Origin of the sequence: Sphingosinicella sp. LHD-64 (assembly GCF_031157375.1) — a bacterium.
In the GTDB taxonomy this organism is placed as follows: Bacteria; Pseudomonadota; Alphaproteobacteria; order Sphingomonadales; family Sphingomonadaceae; genus Allosphingosinicella.
On the sequence record NZ_JAVIFV010000004.1, the window covers coordinates 51,457 to 66,962 of the forward strand.

A 15,506-nucleotide genomic window follows, 5' to 3' on the forward strand; every position below is an offset into this window, starting at 1 on the left:
TCCCAAGCAGTCGTCATTCCAGCGCAGGCTGGAATCTCCCTTCCTTTTGAAGGCGGTGGGATTCCAGCTTGCGCTGGAATGACGTGTTTCAGCTGGCCGCCGGCCGCCCCTGATTCTGGCAGGCGAAGACCAGCCGCTCGTTGGGCTGGCGGGGCAGCGCCTCCTGAATCTCGCGCTGCTGATCGGCGAGGATCGTGCGGGCCTCCTGCGAGGCGCCGCACGTCTTCACGTCGACACCCCGGCGCAGGCCGCGGATCTGGGCCATCGACTGGTCGCCGAGCTGGTAGCGGGTGACGACATACTCGCCGTCGCTGGGATCGAACTCCAGCACCGAGACGGCCGACTGGTCTTCCGGCACCAGGATGCGCGACCAGACGAGGCCGTTCTGCGCATATTGGGTGCGGCCGTTGACGCAGCCCGCCTCGTTCCAGTCGAGCGGCACGTCCTGCGTCGAGGAGACCGTGACCCGGCTGCGCTCCGGCACCAGCCGGCAGATGTTGCGCCCGGCGAAACGGCCAGGCCCGGCGGCGGTGCCGTTGCTGGCTTCGCCTTGCTGCCCATCGACATCGGCGAGGCTCGGCCGGGTCAGGAACGTGATGATGGCGGCAATGATCAGCAGCGTGCCCACCCCGGCGAGGATCGCGGCCGGGCGGTTGCGGTTCTTGATGACGAGCAGACCCGCGCCGCCGAACGCGATCAGCGCGAGCGCGAGCAGCAGGGCGGCGACGGCAAGGCCGTTCTCGCGCGATTCGGTGGTCTGGACGAACGCCCGCTCGCGCGCGTCACGGGCGCGCTCGGCGGCCTCGTCGCGGCGCCGCTCCTCCGCCTCGGCCCGGTCGCGGTCCTGGCTGATCCGCTCGGCCATGCTGATGCAGGGCGTTGTGATCGTCGGATAGGGCTGCCGGGCGGCGCGCAGGAAGGTTTCGACCTCGCGGTTGGCGACCGCGAAGGCGAAGGAAGCATCGCCCTCCTGGTTACGGGTGATGAGCGTGTTGACGCCGAGCACCCGGCCGCACGGATCGAGGAGCGGCCCGCCACTGTTGCCGCGCGCGATATTGGCGGTGTGGAGCAGGGTGGTGATGCCGTTGATCGGCCGGACGTTCGAGAAGATGCCGACCGAGCGGGTCGGCGGCAGCGGCGTGATATAGTCCTGCGACGACTGGGCGGTGGCGAGGTCGACATTCCCGGGATAGCCGAGGGCGGCGACCTGCGATCCGTCGTCGAGCGTGCCGGTATAGAGCGGGATCGGCGTGAAGCGCGCCCCCTCGCCGACCTCGACGAGGGCGAGGTCGCGCGCCTGATCGACCGCCACGACGCGGGCGCGGAAGGCCTGGCTGCCCTCCGACGGGACGACGCCGACCGCGACATTCTCGACCCCCTGCGCCGCCTGCGCGACGACGTGGGCGTTGGTGACGATCCGGTTCGGGCCGACCGCAAAGCCACTGCCATGGCCGAAGCCGACCACCTCGCCATCCTCGAACGCGACGACGACGACGCGGACGACGGAGCGACCGGCCGCCGAGATGTCGTCGGCATGGGCCGGCACGGCGAAGGCCAGCAGCATCGCCGCCCATACGATCAGCCCGGTCGCAAACCTCATCATCGCCGGGCCTTCTAGGGAGGCAGGCGAGACCGTGGCAAGCGCGCTATTGCACCCGACGCCCGCCCGGGCGCGCCACCGCGTACATCGCCTGGGCGATGTCGCGCATCAGATCGGTGCCGTCGGGGCGAGGGCGGTAGAGACTGAAATGGGTGCCGCCGTCGACATAGGTGAAGCTGGCGCGTGCGCCGAGCCGGTCGAGCACTGCCTGCAGCCGCCGCGCCGACCCGTCGAGATAGAAGGTGTCGGCGGTGCCGACGATCACATGGATCTTGCCGTCGAGGTGCGGGCGTAGCCGTGCCCAGTCCCGCGCGAGCATGTGGGCGATGTCGTAATTGTCCCGCCAGTAAGCCGCGACTGCCGGATCGATGACGCCGGTCGCACGATCGAACAATTGCAGCGGCCGGCCATCGGGTCCTTTGGGCGAGAACACCCAGTCGAACGAGGCGAACTGGCCACCATAGGCGCCGAGCACCGATTCGAGCCTGGCGAACTGCTCCAGCGTCGCCGCCACCCGGCCTTCGTTGCGGACCAGCGGAAGCGCGGTGCCGTCCGCGCCGCGATAGGCGTTCGCATTGGGCGCGTAGATGTCGATATTGGTGAAATCGTGGAAGTCGCTGGCGTCCGGCGCGGTCGGCCAGGTGCCGCCGAACAGCTCGGGATAGCGAACCTGAAGCCAGAGCGTCGCCCAGCCGCCCGAGCTGTGGCCGGTGAGGAAGCGGCCATTCGGCCGCGCGTCCATCCGGTAGCGGCTTTCGAGCCAGGGGATGAGCTCGGTGGTCAGCGCCTCGCCCCAGGGGCCGTTGTTCACGGAATCGGCGAATTCATGCGTGCCGGTCGCCGAACTCTGGTCGAGGAACACCCAGATCATCGGCGGCCATTCGCCGGCCGCCATCCGCCGGATCGCCTGTGCGGCGTTGACGCGCTGCGACCTCAGGCTGCCGCCGAAGCCGTGGGTCGAGTAGGCGACCGGGAAGGTCGGGCCGTCGGCGCGATAGCCGGGCGGCAGCGCGATCCAGCCGCGCATGTGGACGGGGCGGCCCCAGAAGGCCGACAGCTTCGGGCTGGCGAAATCGACTTCGACGGTCTGGCCCCAGGCCGTCCGTGTGGCTTCGCGCTCCGCCTCGGGCACATTGGCGAGGAAGGCGTCCGGCGCCCGCTCGGGAAGTGTCTCGCCCAGCGTCAGCTGCGGGACGGCGCCCGGCAGCCGGGCCTCGACCACCGGCGAGACGATGTCGCCGGCGCCGCGCCCGCCATAATTGTAGTCGTGGTTGCGATCGAGCACGGCCTGGAAGCGGTAGGTGCCCGCCGGCAGCTCCGAGAAGCGCGACGGGAAGGCGTCGACCTCGCCGTCGACCAAAGCCGTCTGGCCGCTCGCGAGGGCATGGACTTCGCGCGCGGCGACCGCCGTGTTGGTCGGCGCGAAGGGCGAGCTGTCGATCTCGGTCTGCGGAGCAGCCCCTGGCTCGACCCGTTGCGCGAAGACGATCAGCCGTCCGGAGAGCGGCGCAGGTGCGGCGGCGGGCGCGATTGTGACCGGAATTGCGACCGGATCGGCGAGCGCCCAGGCCGGCGCGGCGAGGGACAGCAGGGCAGCGGCAAAAGCGGCGAATGGTCTCACGGGAACCCCCTTGGAATGGCGACGGATGCCTAGCGGAAGAGCAGCGGCGCTGTCACAGCGCAATACCGGGATACCAGCCGCTGGCGGCGAAAAAGGCCTGATGGTCGGTCATCTGGAGCATTTCGCGCACCGCGCGTCGTTTGTCCGGGGCGTTGCGGTAATAGGCCTTGGCGATCCGGTAGCCGACCCAGTAGCCGAGGTCGCCGGGCCGCTCGAACGTGCCGTTGTCGATCCACGCGCTCATATCCGTGTTGTCCTTGTCGGCGAGGAAGGCCCGCTCGACCTCCGTCTCGCGACCCGCCACGGACCTGCGCAAATGCGCGGAGCTCATGTCGCCGGTGATCAGCTCGGTGACGAATTCGGCAATGCCCTCTTCGAGCGAGCGCTGGAGCACGGTCTGGTTGGTCGCGTTGGCGAGCGTCGGCGATTGCTGGGAATGGACGAACTCGTGCGCGAGGACGCGAACGAAGCGGTCTTCGAGATTCGGGTCGAAATAGGGGATCGAGCACAGCACCTCGAGCCCGACCTGCACGCCGGAGGCATCGGCGATGCCCATCGGCCGGCTGCGCCCGATCGCCACCGTGATCGGCGGGAAGCGCGCCTCGGGATAGAGCCGGCCGAGCTCGCGCAAGGCGGCGTCGAGCCGGGGCCGCATGCGCGGCAGCACGGCGACGCAGCGCCGCGCATCCTCATAGACCTGGGGACGCGCGGCGATCGCTTCGGCGATGCGGACGCCGGTGGTGCGCCGCGCCGCGGCGAAATGGCGCAGGCCCGGCGAGCCGGTGTCGATATAGGCCTGGAGCTGCTCGGCCGTCGGCCGTCCGCCGGCGCCGTCGTAGAGCTCGTAGAAGCGATAGACGTCGTCCACGACGATCGTCGGGCCCGCTGCAACCTCTCCGCCTTGTCCCGCGGAGGCACCGGGAAGAGTCGACAAGGCCAGAGCGCAGAGGGCAGCCGCGACGGCGCGGATCGAGGTGTCGAAAGCCACGTTCCTCCCCTGTAGCTCAGGCGTGCGAACCTTGGCGCCAGCAGGTCGGGCCGTCCACTACTTCCTGGATTGGCGTCGGGATTCGTCGCCCGATCGCACATCTTCGTCGCGTCGCGCTTCGCCGGTGCAGCGGCGCACCCCATCCTGCTCGCGGTCATAAGAGAGATGGGACGAAGATGTCGAATCGCCTTGCGTGCCTGGGCCTTGCCGCCCTGCTTGTCGCCGGTTGCGGCGGCGGCGATGTCGATGGGAACGCGACCGGTAATGCGGGAGCGACCGGCGCCGGCGCTCAGGCGACATTCAGCGGGACGCTGCGGCCGGGCCGCTGGGCGGTGGCCGCCACCGGCGACGTCGACGGCACCGAGGATTTGTGCATCACTGCCGAGCAGGTGCAGCGCGCATCCTTCATCGGCGATGCGCTGGCCGAGGAGCCCCGGTGCAGTGTCGTGCGCGACCGGATGGCCGGCGGCACGATCGACGTCGAGGTCGCCTGCGGCGAGGGCCGTCACCCGATGCGGATGCGTGGCACCTACACTGCGGAGCGCTTCACGATCGACAGCGCGCTCGAAATGCCGGTCGGGCAGGGGACCGAGACGATCCGCTCGCAGCGCACCGGCCGCTGGGTTGCAGACCGGTGCGCGCCCGTCGCCGACGCGGCCGAAGGCTAGAGGAAGCTGTAGGGATCGACGTCGACGGCGACGCGCACGCTGCGCGGGAAGGTCAGCGCGTCGAGCCAGGTGCGGATGATCTCCTGCACCGGCACGGCGCGGGCGGCGTGGACGAGCAGGCGGAGGCGGTGGCGGCCGCGCAGCATGGCGAGCGGCGCCGGCGCCGGGCCGAAGACCGCCATGTTGTCGTGACGCGGCGCGGTGCGGCCGATCAGCCGCGCGACCTCGGTCGCCTCGGCCTGGTCCTCCGACGATACGATGATCGCCGCCAGCCGGCCAAAGGGCGGCATGCCGGCCAGGCGCCGCGCCTCGGTCTCGGCGGCGTAGAAGCCTTCGGCGTCGCCGCCGATCAACGCCTGCATCACCGGGGCATTGGGATCGTGGGTCTGGACGAGGACGCGGCCGTGCTTGTCGCCGCGGCCGGCGCGGCCGGACACCTGCTGGATCTGCTGGAAGGTGCGCTCGGCGGCGCGCAGGTCCCCACCCGAGAGACCGAGGTCGGCGTCGACCACGCCGACCAGGGTGAGATTGGGGAAATGATAGCCCTTCGTCACCAGCTGGGTGCCGATGACGATATCGATCTCGCCTGCTTCCATCCGGGCGACGAATTCGGCCGCCTTGGCCGGCGACCAGATCGTGTCGGAGGTGACGATCGCGGCGCGCGCGTCGGGGAAGAGCGTGGCGACTTCGTCGGCGATCCGCTCGACGCCGGGGCCGCAGGCGACGAGACTGTCCTCCTCCTTGCATTTCGGGCAGGCGTGCGGCGTCGGCATGATATGGCCGCAATGGTGGCAGGCGAGGCGCCGGGTGAAGCGGTGCTCGACCATCCAGGCGGTGCAGTTCGGGCACTGGAAGCGGTAGCCGCAATGACGGCAGAGGGTGAGCGGGGCATAGCCGCGGCGATTGAGGAAGAGCAGGGACTGCTCCTCGGCGTCGAGATTCTCTTCCAGCGCCCGGACGAGCTCCGGTGCCAGCCAGCGGCCGCGATCCGGGGGGCTGGCGAGGAGGTCGACCGCGGCCATATCGGGCAGACGCGCGCCGCCATAGCGGTCGGGCAGCTTCAATTCGGTGTAGACGCCGGTCTCGGCCATGTGCCGCGTCTCGATCGCCGGCGTCGCCGAGGCGAGAACGATGGGGATCTCCTCCAGCTTGGCGCGCATCACCGCGACGTCGCGGGCGTGATATTGGACGCCGTCCTCCTGCTTGAAGCTCGCCTCGTGCGCCTCGTCGACGACGATCAGGCCGAGATTCGCGTAGGGCAGGAACAGGGCGGAGCGGGCACCGACGACGACGCGGGCCTCGCCGCTCTGAATCGCCCGCCAGGCGCGGCGGCGCTGGGACTGGCGGAGGCCCGAATGCCAGGCGACCGGTTCCGCGCCGAAGCGCGCGGCGAAGCGCTTCAGGAACGGCTCGGTGAGCGCGATCTCGGGGAGGAGGACGAGGGTCTGGCGGCTATGGCGCAAGGACTCGGCGATCGCCTCGAAATAGACCTCGGTCTTGCCCGAGCCGGTGACGCCGTCGAGGAGGAAGGGAGCGAACCTACCCGCATCGACCGCTTCGTGAAGTCTTGCGGCGACATCCGTCTGCGCCGGCTCCAGCGCCGGCGGATCATGATCGGGATCGGGCACGGGATAGGGATCGTCGATCGCGACCTCGACCGCCTCGATCGCGCCGGTCTTGACGAGGCCGCGGATCACGCCGTCGGAAACGCCGCCGATGATCGCGAGCTCGCGGACCAGCCCCATCCGGTCGCCGATCCGCTCCAGCGCCTGGGCGCGCTGCGGGGTCAGGCGGCCGGGGACGTGACCGGTGGCGCGATATTCCGTGATCGACCGCGCGCCGTCGAGCGCGCCCGAGGACGGGAGCGCCATGCGCAGCACGGACGCGATCGGCGAGAGATAATAGTCCGACGTCCATTCGATCAGGCGCCGGAGCGGTGCAGCCAGCGGCGGCAGGTCGTAGGCGTGAAGCAGCGGGCGCAGCCGATTGTCGCCGACCTCCTCGGTCGGCAGCCGCTCCGGCTCCCAGACGACGCCGATCAGCTGGCGTGGTCCGAGCGGCGCGACGACGATCGAGCCCGGCGCGACCGTCATGCCCTGCGGCACGCGATAGTCGAGCGGGCCGAGCGCTGAGTTGAGGACGATGAGGCGGGCGCGGGACATGGATGCCCTAGATCGAGTCCCCGCGGCGAAAAGACAACGGTTCTTGCGATCCGGCATTGACGCGCGCGGTTCGCACTTATAATCGCTACTGCGAATTAATCTCAATAAGAGGCTTGTGATGAGCAACCGCAACGCGATTCCGCTCGCGCCCTCGGCCGCGCTGACTGCGGAGGAGGTGCTGTCGGTCCACCATTGGAACCAGCACCTGTTCAGTTTCTCGATCACCCGGCCGCGGAGCTTCCGCTTCCGGTCGGGCGAGTTCGTGATGATCGGATTGCCGGCGGACGGCAAGCCGCTGCTCCGCGCCTATTCGATCGCCAGCCCGGCCTGGTCCGAGACGCTCGATTTCCTGTCGATCAAGGTGCCGGACGGTCCGCTCACCTCGCGGCTCCAGCAGATCGGGCCCGGCGACCACATCTTCCTCGGCCGCAAGCCGACCGGCACCTTGGTCACCGATGCGCTGCGCCCGGGACGCCGCCTGTTCCTGCTCGCCACCGGCACCGGCCTCGCGCCGTTCCTGAGCCTGATCCGGGATCCCGACGTGTACGAGCGCTTCGCCGAGGTGGTCGTCGTCCATTGCGTGCGGCAGGTGAGCGATCTCGCCTGGCGCACCGAGCTCGAGGCGCTGCTCGCCGCCGACCCGCTGGTGCGCGACCAGGCGCTGGTCCAGCTCGATTATGTGCCGACCGTCACCCGCGAGCCGTTCCGGACCACCGGCCGGATCGACGCGCTGCACGACAGCGGTGCGCTGTTCACGCCGCGCGTCACCGGCCCCCGCCACTTCGATCCGGCAGGCGACCGGGTGATGCTGTGCGGCAGCATGACGATGATCCGCGACTTCGCGGCGAAGCTCGACGCGATGGGTTTCGTCGAGGGCTCCAACGCCCAGCCCGGCGACTATGTGATCGAGCGCGCCTTCGTTTCCTAGAGAAGGCCGGGACGTCGGGCCATTTCCGCGGCCTCTTCGGCAGCCCGCTTGCCTACCGTCGATGACAAGTGTATTATTCATACAATACACATGGAGTCGGCCATGAGCTATCGCACCGCGCGGCGCGTCCACGTCCTCCTGATGAGCTGGCTCACGCTCGGCTTCGTCCTCGGCTGGCTGCCGCTCGTCCGCAGCGTCATGGACGGGCCGAGCTATCAATGGGGCACGACCTTCTTCGGTCTCGGCTTCGGCGGCGCCGGACTAAGCGGGGATTTCTGGTTTGCCGCGCTGATGGCGGCGCTCGGCGTCGCCTTCCTCTGTATCGGCTGGCGCCGGCCCAACGGACCGTTCCGGATCGTGCTGGTCGCCTGGCTGGCGCTGATGCTCGCCGACACGCTCTACAGTGTCGTGACCGCGCCGGAGAGCTACCGCTTCCAGGGCGATACGCTCGGCATCGACATCTCGCTCGCCGTCGCCGTGCCGGCCCTCAAGGCGGTGGCGCTCGGGCTCGCCCTCTGGTGGTTCCAATGGGCGCCCGCGCTGCCGGTGCCGCCGCTCGGCCGCGCCAATTTCACGCTGATGGCGATGGCCGCGGCGCTCCTCCCCGTCCAGTTCGCGTTGCTGAGCCGCGGTCAGGGGCAGGAAGCGGCGGACGTGGTCGGCGTGCTGCTGACCATGACGGGCTGGGCCCTGTTCAGCGCCGGCCTGGGTCTCTGGCGCAACCCCGGGCCGGCGCCGAGACCGATCCAGGCGATCTAGGGTCCAGACCCTGGCTCATTCCGCCGTCATGATGCCGGCGATGGTGACGATCCCGTTCATCAGGCTGTCGATGCGGACATTCTCGTCCTCGGCATGCTGGTTGTTGTCGTGGTTCCACAGCGCCACGGTCACGCTCGGCGCGCCGAGCTCCTGCCGGATGAGATAGAGCGGGAGGCTGCCGCCGAGGCTCGGCAGCAGCACGAAGGGGCCGTTGGCGCGCATTGCCCGGGACAGCGACTGGGCGAGCGGGTGATCGAGCGGGGTGCGTTCGGCCGGATAGCCGGGCTCGCGCGTCACCGTCGCGATGCGGGGGAAGCGGCGGCGTTCCGCGATGGTCGGCGCGCGGTCGAGCACCTCATAGCCCTGGGCGCGGATATGATCGACGACGCGCTGGACCTGCCGGTCCGGCGTGTTGCCCAGGACGAGGCGCAGGTCGAGCGCGGCGGTGGCCTGGGTCGGGATGACGTTGCGCCCGTTGGCGCCGACATCGGCGCTGCGCATGCCGTTGATGTTGAGCGAGGGCCGGTTGATGAGCTCGGTCAGCGTCGCGCCGTCGCCCTCGGTCCAGCCGAGGCCGAGCTCGTTTCGCAGCGACGCATCCGGCGCCGGGACCGCGGCGATCGCCGCGCGCTCGGCATCGGTCAGCGGGATCACGTCGTCGTAGAAGCCGGAAATCGTGACCCGGCCGGTCTCGTCCTTCATCGAGGCGAGCAGCTCGGCGAGCATCAATGCCGGATTGGGTGCCCAGTTGCCGTAATGGCCGCTGTGGAGCGGCCGGGCGGGGCCGTGGACCGTCACCTCCATGTTGACGTCGCCGCGCACGCCCAGGGTGAGCTGCGGCGGGCCGGACTGATGGGCGGGGCCGTCGACGATCACCCAGCCGTCCGAGGCGAGCGTCTCGCGATGACGGCGGAGCAGGGCGGCGAGATGGGGCGAGCCCGCCTCCTCCTCGCCCTCGAACACGATCTTGAGGTTGAAGGCGGGCCGGCGGTTCTCGGCGCGCAGCGCATCGACGGCGGCGAGGATCGCCATCACCCCGGCCTTGTCGTCCGATGCGCTGCGGGCGTAGATGCGGGCCTCGCGTCCTTCGCCGACCAGGCGGGGTTCGAACGGCGGGGTGACGGTCCAGTCCTCGGGCGTGACCGGCTGGCCGTCATAATGGGCGTAGAGGATGTAGGTGCGCGTCGCGCCGGGGACGCGCCATTCCCCGTAGATGAGCGGTGGGGCGGTGCCGTCCTCGCTTTCCAGGAGCCGTGGCGCGAGATCCCGGCGCGCCATCATCGCGACGATATGATCGGCGTTGCGGCGGATGTCCGCGCGGTTCGCCGCGACGTTGGGGATGGCGAGCAGCGGGAGATACTCGTCGAGGATCTGTTGACGGTGCCCGTCCACCCACTCGCGCGGCGCCGCCGCCGCGCCCGTCGCCAGGAAAAGCAAAAGGAGAACGAACCACCGCATCCGGGGTGGCTCTCACGCCCGATGCCAAAGGTCAATCGGGCCGCACGCCGCCTGCTTTTGCTTGCCGGCTTCCCGATCGGGTCACGGACCTGGCGCCGATAGGGCTGGAGTCCTTGACTTTTGCGGCCCGATCCGCTCTAGGCGCAGCGCGCGGCGGGGCAGAAGCTCCGCCTTTGCTTTTGGGGTCTGGGCCGTCCCCCGTTCGATGGCCTGGCCGGAGCTACCTCACACGGGCCCCGGACGAACGAAGGAAGAAGACATGCGCCATCGCGTCGGCGGCCGCAAGCTCGGCCGCACCGGTTCCCACCGTATCGCCATGTTCCGCAACATGGCTGCCGCGCTCATCAAGCACGAGCAGATCACGACCACGCTCCCGAAGGCGAAGGAGCTGCGTCCCTATGTCGAGAAGCTGATCACGCTGGCCAAGAAGGGCGGTCTTTCCAACCGCCGTCTCGCCCACGCCCGGCTGCTCGACGACGCCCAGCTGGTGAAGCTGTTCGATGTGCTGGCGACGCGCTACGCCGACCGCAACGGCGGCTACACCCGCGTGCTGAAGGCCGGCCTTCGCGCCTCGGACGCGGCGCCGATGGCGATCATCGAGCTGGTCGACCGCGATCCCGACGCCAAGGGCCAGGATTCGGGCCCGGTGATGGGCGCCGACGAGGACGCGCTGCAGGCCGCCTAAATCGTCCGAAAGTGGTACTTTCGGCCGGATAGACAGATTAAGAGGAAGGGTCGCTGCGGCGGCCCTTTTTCGTTGGGGGATATGACATGGCGGAGCGGTTCGAGCGGCACAGGCAGCCCTGGACTCAGGACGAGATCCAGAAGCTGCATCTGCTTGCCGGGAAGGGCATGGCGCTGAAGGCCATTTCCAGGGCGATGACCCGCAGCGAGGAATCGATCAGGGATCGCGCCAAGGCGGACGGGCTCAAGATCTCGAAGCTGCGCTGAAGCTTAGGCGTCGGGCTCCCAGACGAGCAGGTCGCCGGGCTGGCAGTCGAGATACTGGCAGATTTTCTCCAGCGTCTCGAAACGGATGCCCTTGACCCGGCCGGACTTGAGCAGGCTCAGGTTGGTCTCGGTGATGCCGACATAAGCGGCGAGATCCTTCGACCGCGCTTTCCGGAGCGCCAGCATGACATCGAGGCGGACGGTGATCGCCATGGCGCGCCTCAGACGATCTGGCTGGCGTCGTCGGCGACGCGCTGGGCCTCGTCGAGCAGCTTCGCGACGAAGAACAGGAGGCCGGTGACGAACAGCATCAGCGCGTCGCCGCCGCTGACCGCGAGAACGAGCCGGCGCCCGCCGAAGGCGAGGTCGAGCAGCGGCGCGAGCAGGATCGAGGCGAGCACGGCAAGGAAGAGGAAGAGGGCGAAGCCGCGGAGCGGCGCGGCCGCGAACGAGGCGCCGGCTTCGACCTGGCGCAGCATCCGCACGAGCTGGAGCAGAGCGGCGGCGAGCAGGATGCCGACCGCCAGCAGCGACAGCGCGGCCGGCCACGGTGTCAGACCTTCGGTCTCGATTCGCAGAACGCCGAGGCCATCGGCGCGGCCGGCAGCCAGAGCCCCTGCCGCCGCGATGCTGCCCCCGATAACGAGGGCGATTCCAGCCTGCGTCACATAGCGCAGGCGGCGGGCAGCCAGACGGATGTCATTCGTCATTTGACAACCTTTTCTTATCGTAATACGATAATTTATATTCGCTTGACGAGGCTAGCGTTTCGCGCGGCCCCGGGCAAGCGTCTTGACGAGAGAAAGGAACGGGAATGGCCCGATGTGTGCGTATTGGGATGGTCTTGCTGGGCGCGCTTGCGCTCGCCGACGTGGCGCGGGCGCAGAATGCGGCCGCGCTGGATGACCTGTTCGAAGCGGCCGACCGGGGCGAGATCGCGGCGGTCGCCGCAGCGGCCCGGACCGCGCCGGACGACGACGTGCGGACGCTGCTCGCGGCACGGCTGGCGGCGGCGCGGGACGATCTTGGCCCGGCCCGCCCGGACGCGCTGCGACGGCTCGCCGCCGAGGGGAACGATCCGGCGTTGCGGCGGGCGGCGCTGTCGGTGCTCAGCACCGACGCTTTCGCCCGCGGCGACTATGCCGAGGCCGAGCGCGTCACGCTTCTGCTCGAGCCGCTGGTCGCCGCGACCGGCGACACCGAGGAGCTGGCCGAGCTGCAGCGGCTGCGCGGCGTCGCCGCCCTGTTGGCCGGGCAGCCGGCGACGCGGGTCGAGGGGACGATCGCCGCCGGCAGCGCGGCGGCGCGCTACGACCGGGTCGGCCTGCCGCGCATCGACCTGGCGGTGAACGGCCAGACGCAGGAAGCCGTGTTCGACACCGGTGCGGCGCTGTCGGTCCTGTCGGCGGAGACGGCCCGGCGGCTGGGCGTCACCGTCCTCGATGCTGAAACCGAAGTGGGCAACGGCGTGCAAGGCACGGTGCCGGTGCGGGTCGGTATCGCCGACCGGCTCGACATCGCCGGCACGACGCTGCGCAACGTCGCCTTCCTGGTCATCGACGATGCCCAGCTCAGCTTCCCGCAGGTGCCGGGCGGCTATGACATCAAGGCGATCCTCGGCCTGCCGGAGATGCGCATGCTGGGGCGGCTGAGAATGGAGGAAGCAGGAAGGCTGGCGGTGCTGCCTGGCCCCGGCGCGGGCGGCGATGCCAACATGACCATCGCCGGCAACGCGATGTATGTGGACACCGAGATGGGCGGCCGGCCGGTGCCGCTACTGCTCGACACCGGCGCCAACCGCAGCGGCCTTTCCGCCCTGTTCGCCGAGGCCAATCCGGCGGTGATCGCGTCGCTCGCCACGGCGCAGACCCGTCAGGCCAGCGCGGGCGGATCGCGCGAACAGCAGGTCGCGACCTGGCGCGACGTGCCGGTCGCGGTCGGCGGGCGGACCCTCACTCTGGCTGAAGTGTCGATCGCGCTCCCGGGGCAGGGGCCGCGGCCGCGATCCTATGGCCAGCTCGGCTCCAGTCTGCTGCGGCGGTTCGCCAGTTACACGCTCGACTTCACCGCGATGCGGTTGGAGCTGGGCGCGCCGCTGAACTGAATCGGACGAAACAGGCGGGTGCGAAGGTGGCGCTCGCCGTCCGCCTGCGCGGGTTGCACGGCGACGTCGTCCCAATCGACCGCCCTGTTCTGGCTCCGGGCAGGCAGGCCGGTCAGGCTGAGCAGGTAGCCGACGATCGCGCTGCCGCCATAGCCGACGAGCGGAGTCGGATAATTGCCGAGCGCCGCCGCGGCGATCACCGCGAGCCAGACCGCGCCGAACACCGCATAGGCGGCGCGGTTCTCCGGATCGGCGACGAGGCCGGCGATCGCGGGCACCAGCATCAGAACGGCGCCGCCGAGCACGGCCAGGCCGGCCAGCGGATGGACCTCGAACGACGTGTAGAAGATCTGGTCGACGAACGGCATGGCCGGCGACGGGTCGGCGCGCAGCAACGTCGCCGCCAGTCCGGCAAGGATCATGGTGAGCGCGAGCAGCACGTTTCGCTCCGGGCGCATGATGGCGAGGGCGGCAACGCCGGCGGCAAGGGCGCCTGCCATCGCCCGATCCGGCTGAAGCGCCAGCGCCAGGGCGGCGACCGCGATCGCCAGCGTCGAGAGCCCGTCGCGCCGGCGCGCGAATTCGAGCGTCAGGACGGGCAGAAGGATCAGGCTTGGCTGGAGCGACAGCCCGCCGACCGAGACCCAGCGCGCGCCTCCGTCAGCGGATATGCCGAAGAGGGCGGTGAGCAACAGCACCGCACCAAGCGCAACGCTGATCCCGCCCCGTGCGAGTCGTCCGGGCGACCGGGTTCCGGAAATACCGGCCGCCAGCAACAGTCCAAGCGCCAGCGCGCCGCCGTTCATCGCGAGGTGGCGGAGCGATGCGCCGGCCGCCCACAAATAGACGAGGCCGAGCCCGATTGCGCCGATCGCGCAGAGGACCGCCAGGCGACGGGGATCCGGGCGACCGGGTGCGGGCATAGGGTCTTTCTCCAATCCGGATGATGAGTCGGGGTGAACGAGTGCTTCGCGGAGTGCGCCTCCGAGGCAGCCGAGCGCGTATCCCAGGGCGGCGTGATCCTGATCGATGCGATCGACTTCGACTGCCATCGCGCGGCCCCAGTCGGCGAGCTGCGGCGGCAGCAATCTGACCGCAAGCCGGACGGCCAGCCGGGCGCTCCGGCGGATCATGCCGGCCTCCGCGACAGGCGGAGCGCACTGCTGTCCGGATGCAGCGGCGGGTTCTCGCGCGCGAGCTGCTGCCCCGCTGCGGTCAGCCGGTAGGCGTGGCGCGGCGGCCGTCCCGGCTCCCGCGCATCCTGCCACTCGGCCTGGAGATAGCCCTGCGCTTCCAGCCGGATGAGCAGCGGATAGAGCGTGCCGGACTTGATCCCCGCCTGCTGGCACAGCTCGTAGCCGTGGCTCCAGCCGCTCCCCGCCGCCGCCATCAGGGCGAGGACGTCGCGGGCAGGGCGGGAGAGGGGACGGTTTCGCATCATGGCAGTAAATCTACCTAGGTAGACTTATAGTCAATCGGAAAGTTGCGATGATACCGTCGCCGGCCCGAACCGGGTCAGATCAGCAGCGGGAACGCATTGCCGAAATTGTGAAGCAGGATCGGGAGCAGCAGGCTGCCGGTCCTGAGCCGCAGCCAGACGGCGAGGAAGGACGGGATCGCGGTCAGCGCCATGGTCAGCCAGTCGAAGCTGAACTGGCCGTCCGAGAAGCCGAAGGCATGGGCCATGCCGAATAGCGCGCAGGAGAGGACCGCGCCCCAGCCCCAGTCGACGCCGAGGAACCTGACCCGGCCGGCAAAGGCACGGTCGAGCGCGAGCAGCAGGATGCCGCGGTAGAAGGGCTCTTCCTCCAATCCGGGCATGGTGAGCTGGAACGCGATCGTCTCGCCCGACGCGTCCTCGACCGGGAAGGCATAGCCGATGCCGGCGAAGAACAGGCAATAGGCGAGCGCGACGGGCACGCAGCGGACGAGGCTGCCGGGCGCCTGCGCGAGGGTAAGGCCGGACGCCCGCCAGCCGAAGACCGGCAGCGCCGCGATCGCCAGCGTCGCGGCGAGGGCGAGGAGCTTGCCCTGCCAGTTCCAGTCGCTGGCAGGGAGCAGGTCGGGTAGTAACCCGTAGCCCCGCGTCAGCAGCGCATCGTTCAGCACGACGAGCGCGGCGGCGGCGAGCAGCCAGCGGAAGGAGAAGTTGTGTCGCTGCAGGAGGCCGAGCGCGGTGCCGGCCAACAGGAGCAGCGCGAGCGTTCCGATCAATCCGATGAAACCGTTCACCTGATGCCTTCCGAGAGAGTACCGATAGCCGTAGC

The 15,506-nt window shown here is 69.7% G+C and carries 16 protein-coding genes; 6 read left to right on the top strand and 10 right to left on the bottom strand.

What is annotated here, in order from left to right; translation table 11 throughout:
- Window positions 1-88 precede the first annotated feature (88 nt).
- From RCO27_RS13760 to RCO27_RS13770, 3 genes are read right to left on the bottom strand one after another with little or no spacing between them, the layout of a single operon-like run.
- Window positions 89-1,603 (bottom strand): serine protease, encoded by a 1,515-nt coding sequence (locus tag RCO27_RS13760; RefSeq protein ID WP_309003267.1) that lies wholly within the window; start codon window positions 1,601-1,603, stop codon window positions 89-91.
- A gap of 43 nt (window positions 1,604-1,646) precedes the next feature.
- Window positions 1,647-3,221 carry an alpha/beta hydrolase-fold protein gene (locus RCO27_RS13765; RefSeq protein WP_309003268.1) on the bottom strand — a complete coding sequence of 525 codons (1,575 nt, stop codon included), beginning with the start codon at window positions 3,219-3,221 and terminating at the stop codon, window positions 1,647-1,649.
- Between the two features lie 52 nt (window positions 3,222-3,273).
- Entirely contained in the window at window positions 3,274-4,209 is a 936-nt protein-coding gene (locus tag RCO27_RS13770; RefSeq protein WP_309003269.1) for a DUF2268 domain-containing putative Zn-dependent protease, read from the bottom strand.
- A 176-nt stretch (window positions 4,210-4,385) separates the two neighbouring features.
- Between RCO27_RS13770 and RCO27_RS13775 the strand changes: the two genes are divergently transcribed.
- Window positions 4,386-4,877: a DUF3617 family protein gene (locus tag RCO27_RS13775; RefSeq protein WP_309003270.1), complete on the top strand. Its 492-nt coding sequence runs from the start codon at window positions 4,386-4,388 to the stop codon at window positions 4,875-4,877.
- Here RCO27_RS13775 and RCO27_RS13780 read toward each other — a convergent pair.
- The gene (locus RCO27_RS13780; protein ID WP_309003271.1) at window positions 4,874-7,039 is read right to left on the bottom strand and encodes a primosomal protein N'; all 2,166 of its coding nucleotides are present in this window, start codon (window positions 7,037-7,039) and stop codon (window positions 4,874-4,876) included. The genes RCO27_RS13775 and RCO27_RS13780 overlap by 4 nt on opposite strands.
- A 118-nt stretch (window positions 7,040-7,157) precedes the next feature.
- Here RCO27_RS13780 and RCO27_RS13785 point away from each other — a divergent pair, with 118 nt between their 5' ends.
- Together RCO27_RS13785 and RCO27_RS13790 are read left to right on the top strand one after the other, a co-directional pair.
- The gene (locus RCO27_RS13785) at window positions 7,158-7,967 is read left to right on the top strand and encodes a ferredoxin--NADP reductase (protein ID WP_309003272.1); all 810 of its coding nucleotides are present in this window, start codon (window positions 7,158-7,160) and stop codon (window positions 7,965-7,967) included.
- A 102-nt stretch (window positions 7,968-8,069) separates the two neighbouring features.
- The gene (locus RCO27_RS13790) at window positions 8,070-8,726 is read left to right on the top strand and encodes a hypothetical protein (RefSeq protein ID WP_309003273.1); all 657 of its coding nucleotides are present in this window, start codon (window positions 8,070-8,072) and stop codon (window positions 8,724-8,726) included.
- A gap of 15 nt (window positions 8,727-8,741) precedes the next feature.
- Here the strand turns inward: RCO27_RS13790 and RCO27_RS13795 are convergent, their stop codons facing one another.
- Entirely contained in the window at window positions 8,742-10,184 is a 1,443-nt protein-coding gene (locus RCO27_RS13795; RefSeq protein ID WP_309003274.1) for a M20/M25/M40 family metallo-hydrolase, read from the bottom strand.
- Window positions 10,185-10,443: 259 nt separating this feature from the next.
- On the opposite strand from RCO27_RS13795, the gene rplQ reads away from it, so the two are divergent.
- Both rplQ and RCO27_RS13805 read left to right on the top strand, forming a co-directional pair.
- Window positions 10,444-10,869, top strand: a complete 426-nt coding sequence (rplQ, locus tag RCO27_RS13800; protein ID WP_309003275.1) for a 50S ribosomal protein L17 — start codon at window positions 10,444-10,446, stop codon at window positions 10,867-10,869.
- Between the two features lie 86 nt (window positions 10,870-10,955).
- Window positions 10,956-11,135, top strand: a complete 180-nt coding sequence (locus tag RCO27_RS13805; protein WP_309003276.1) for a hypothetical protein — start codon at window positions 10,956-10,958, stop codon at window positions 11,133-11,135.
- A 3-nt stretch (window positions 11,136-11,138) separates the two neighbouring features.
- Here the strand turns inward: RCO27_RS13805 and RCO27_RS13810 are convergent, their stop codons facing one another.
- The gene (locus tag RCO27_RS13810; protein ID WP_309003277.1) at window positions 11,139-11,348 is read right to left on the bottom strand and encodes a helix-turn-helix transcriptional regulator; all 210 of its coding nucleotides are present in this window, start codon (window positions 11,346-11,348) and stop codon (window positions 11,139-11,141) included.
- An 8-nt stretch (window positions 11,349-11,356) separates the two neighbouring features.
- A complete protein-coding gene (locus tag RCO27_RS13815; protein ID WP_309003278.1) occupies window positions 11,357-11,845 on the bottom strand; it encodes a hypothetical protein in 489 nt (162 codons plus the stop codon).
- A 116-nt stretch (window positions 11,846-11,961) separates the two neighbouring features.
- Here RCO27_RS13815 and RCO27_RS13820 point away from each other — a divergent pair, with 116 nt between their 5' ends.
- Entirely contained in the window at window positions 11,962-13,239 is a 1,278-nt protein-coding gene (locus RCO27_RS13820; RefSeq protein ID WP_309003279.1) for an aspartyl protease family protein, read from the top strand.
- Here the strand turns inward: RCO27_RS13820 and RCO27_RS13825 are convergent.
- The 3 genes from RCO27_RS13825 to RCO27_RS13835 all read right to left on the bottom strand — a co-directional run bounded on the left by RCO27_RS13825 (window position 13,185) and on the right by RCO27_RS13835 (window position 15,471).
- Window positions 13,185-14,372: a hypothetical protein gene (locus tag RCO27_RS13825; protein WP_309003280.1), complete on the bottom strand. Its 1,188-nt coding sequence runs from the start codon at window positions 14,370-14,372 to the stop codon at window positions 13,185-13,187. The genes RCO27_RS13820 and RCO27_RS13825 overlap by 55 nt on opposite strands.
- Window positions 14,369-14,680, bottom strand: coding sequence for a PadR family transcriptional regulator (locus RCO27_RS13830; protein WP_309003281.1), 312 nt, complete (start codon window positions 14,678-14,680; stop codon window positions 14,369-14,371). The genes RCO27_RS13825 and RCO27_RS13830 overlap by 4 nt, the downstream gene beginning before the upstream one ends.
- Window positions 14,681-14,754: 74 nt before the next feature.
- Window positions 14,755-15,471 (bottom strand): CPBP family intramembrane glutamic endopeptidase, encoded by a 717-nt coding sequence (locus RCO27_RS13835; RefSeq protein WP_309003282.1) that lies wholly within the window; start codon window positions 15,469-15,471, stop codon window positions 14,755-14,757.
- Window positions 15,472-15,506 lie beyond the last annotated feature (35 nt).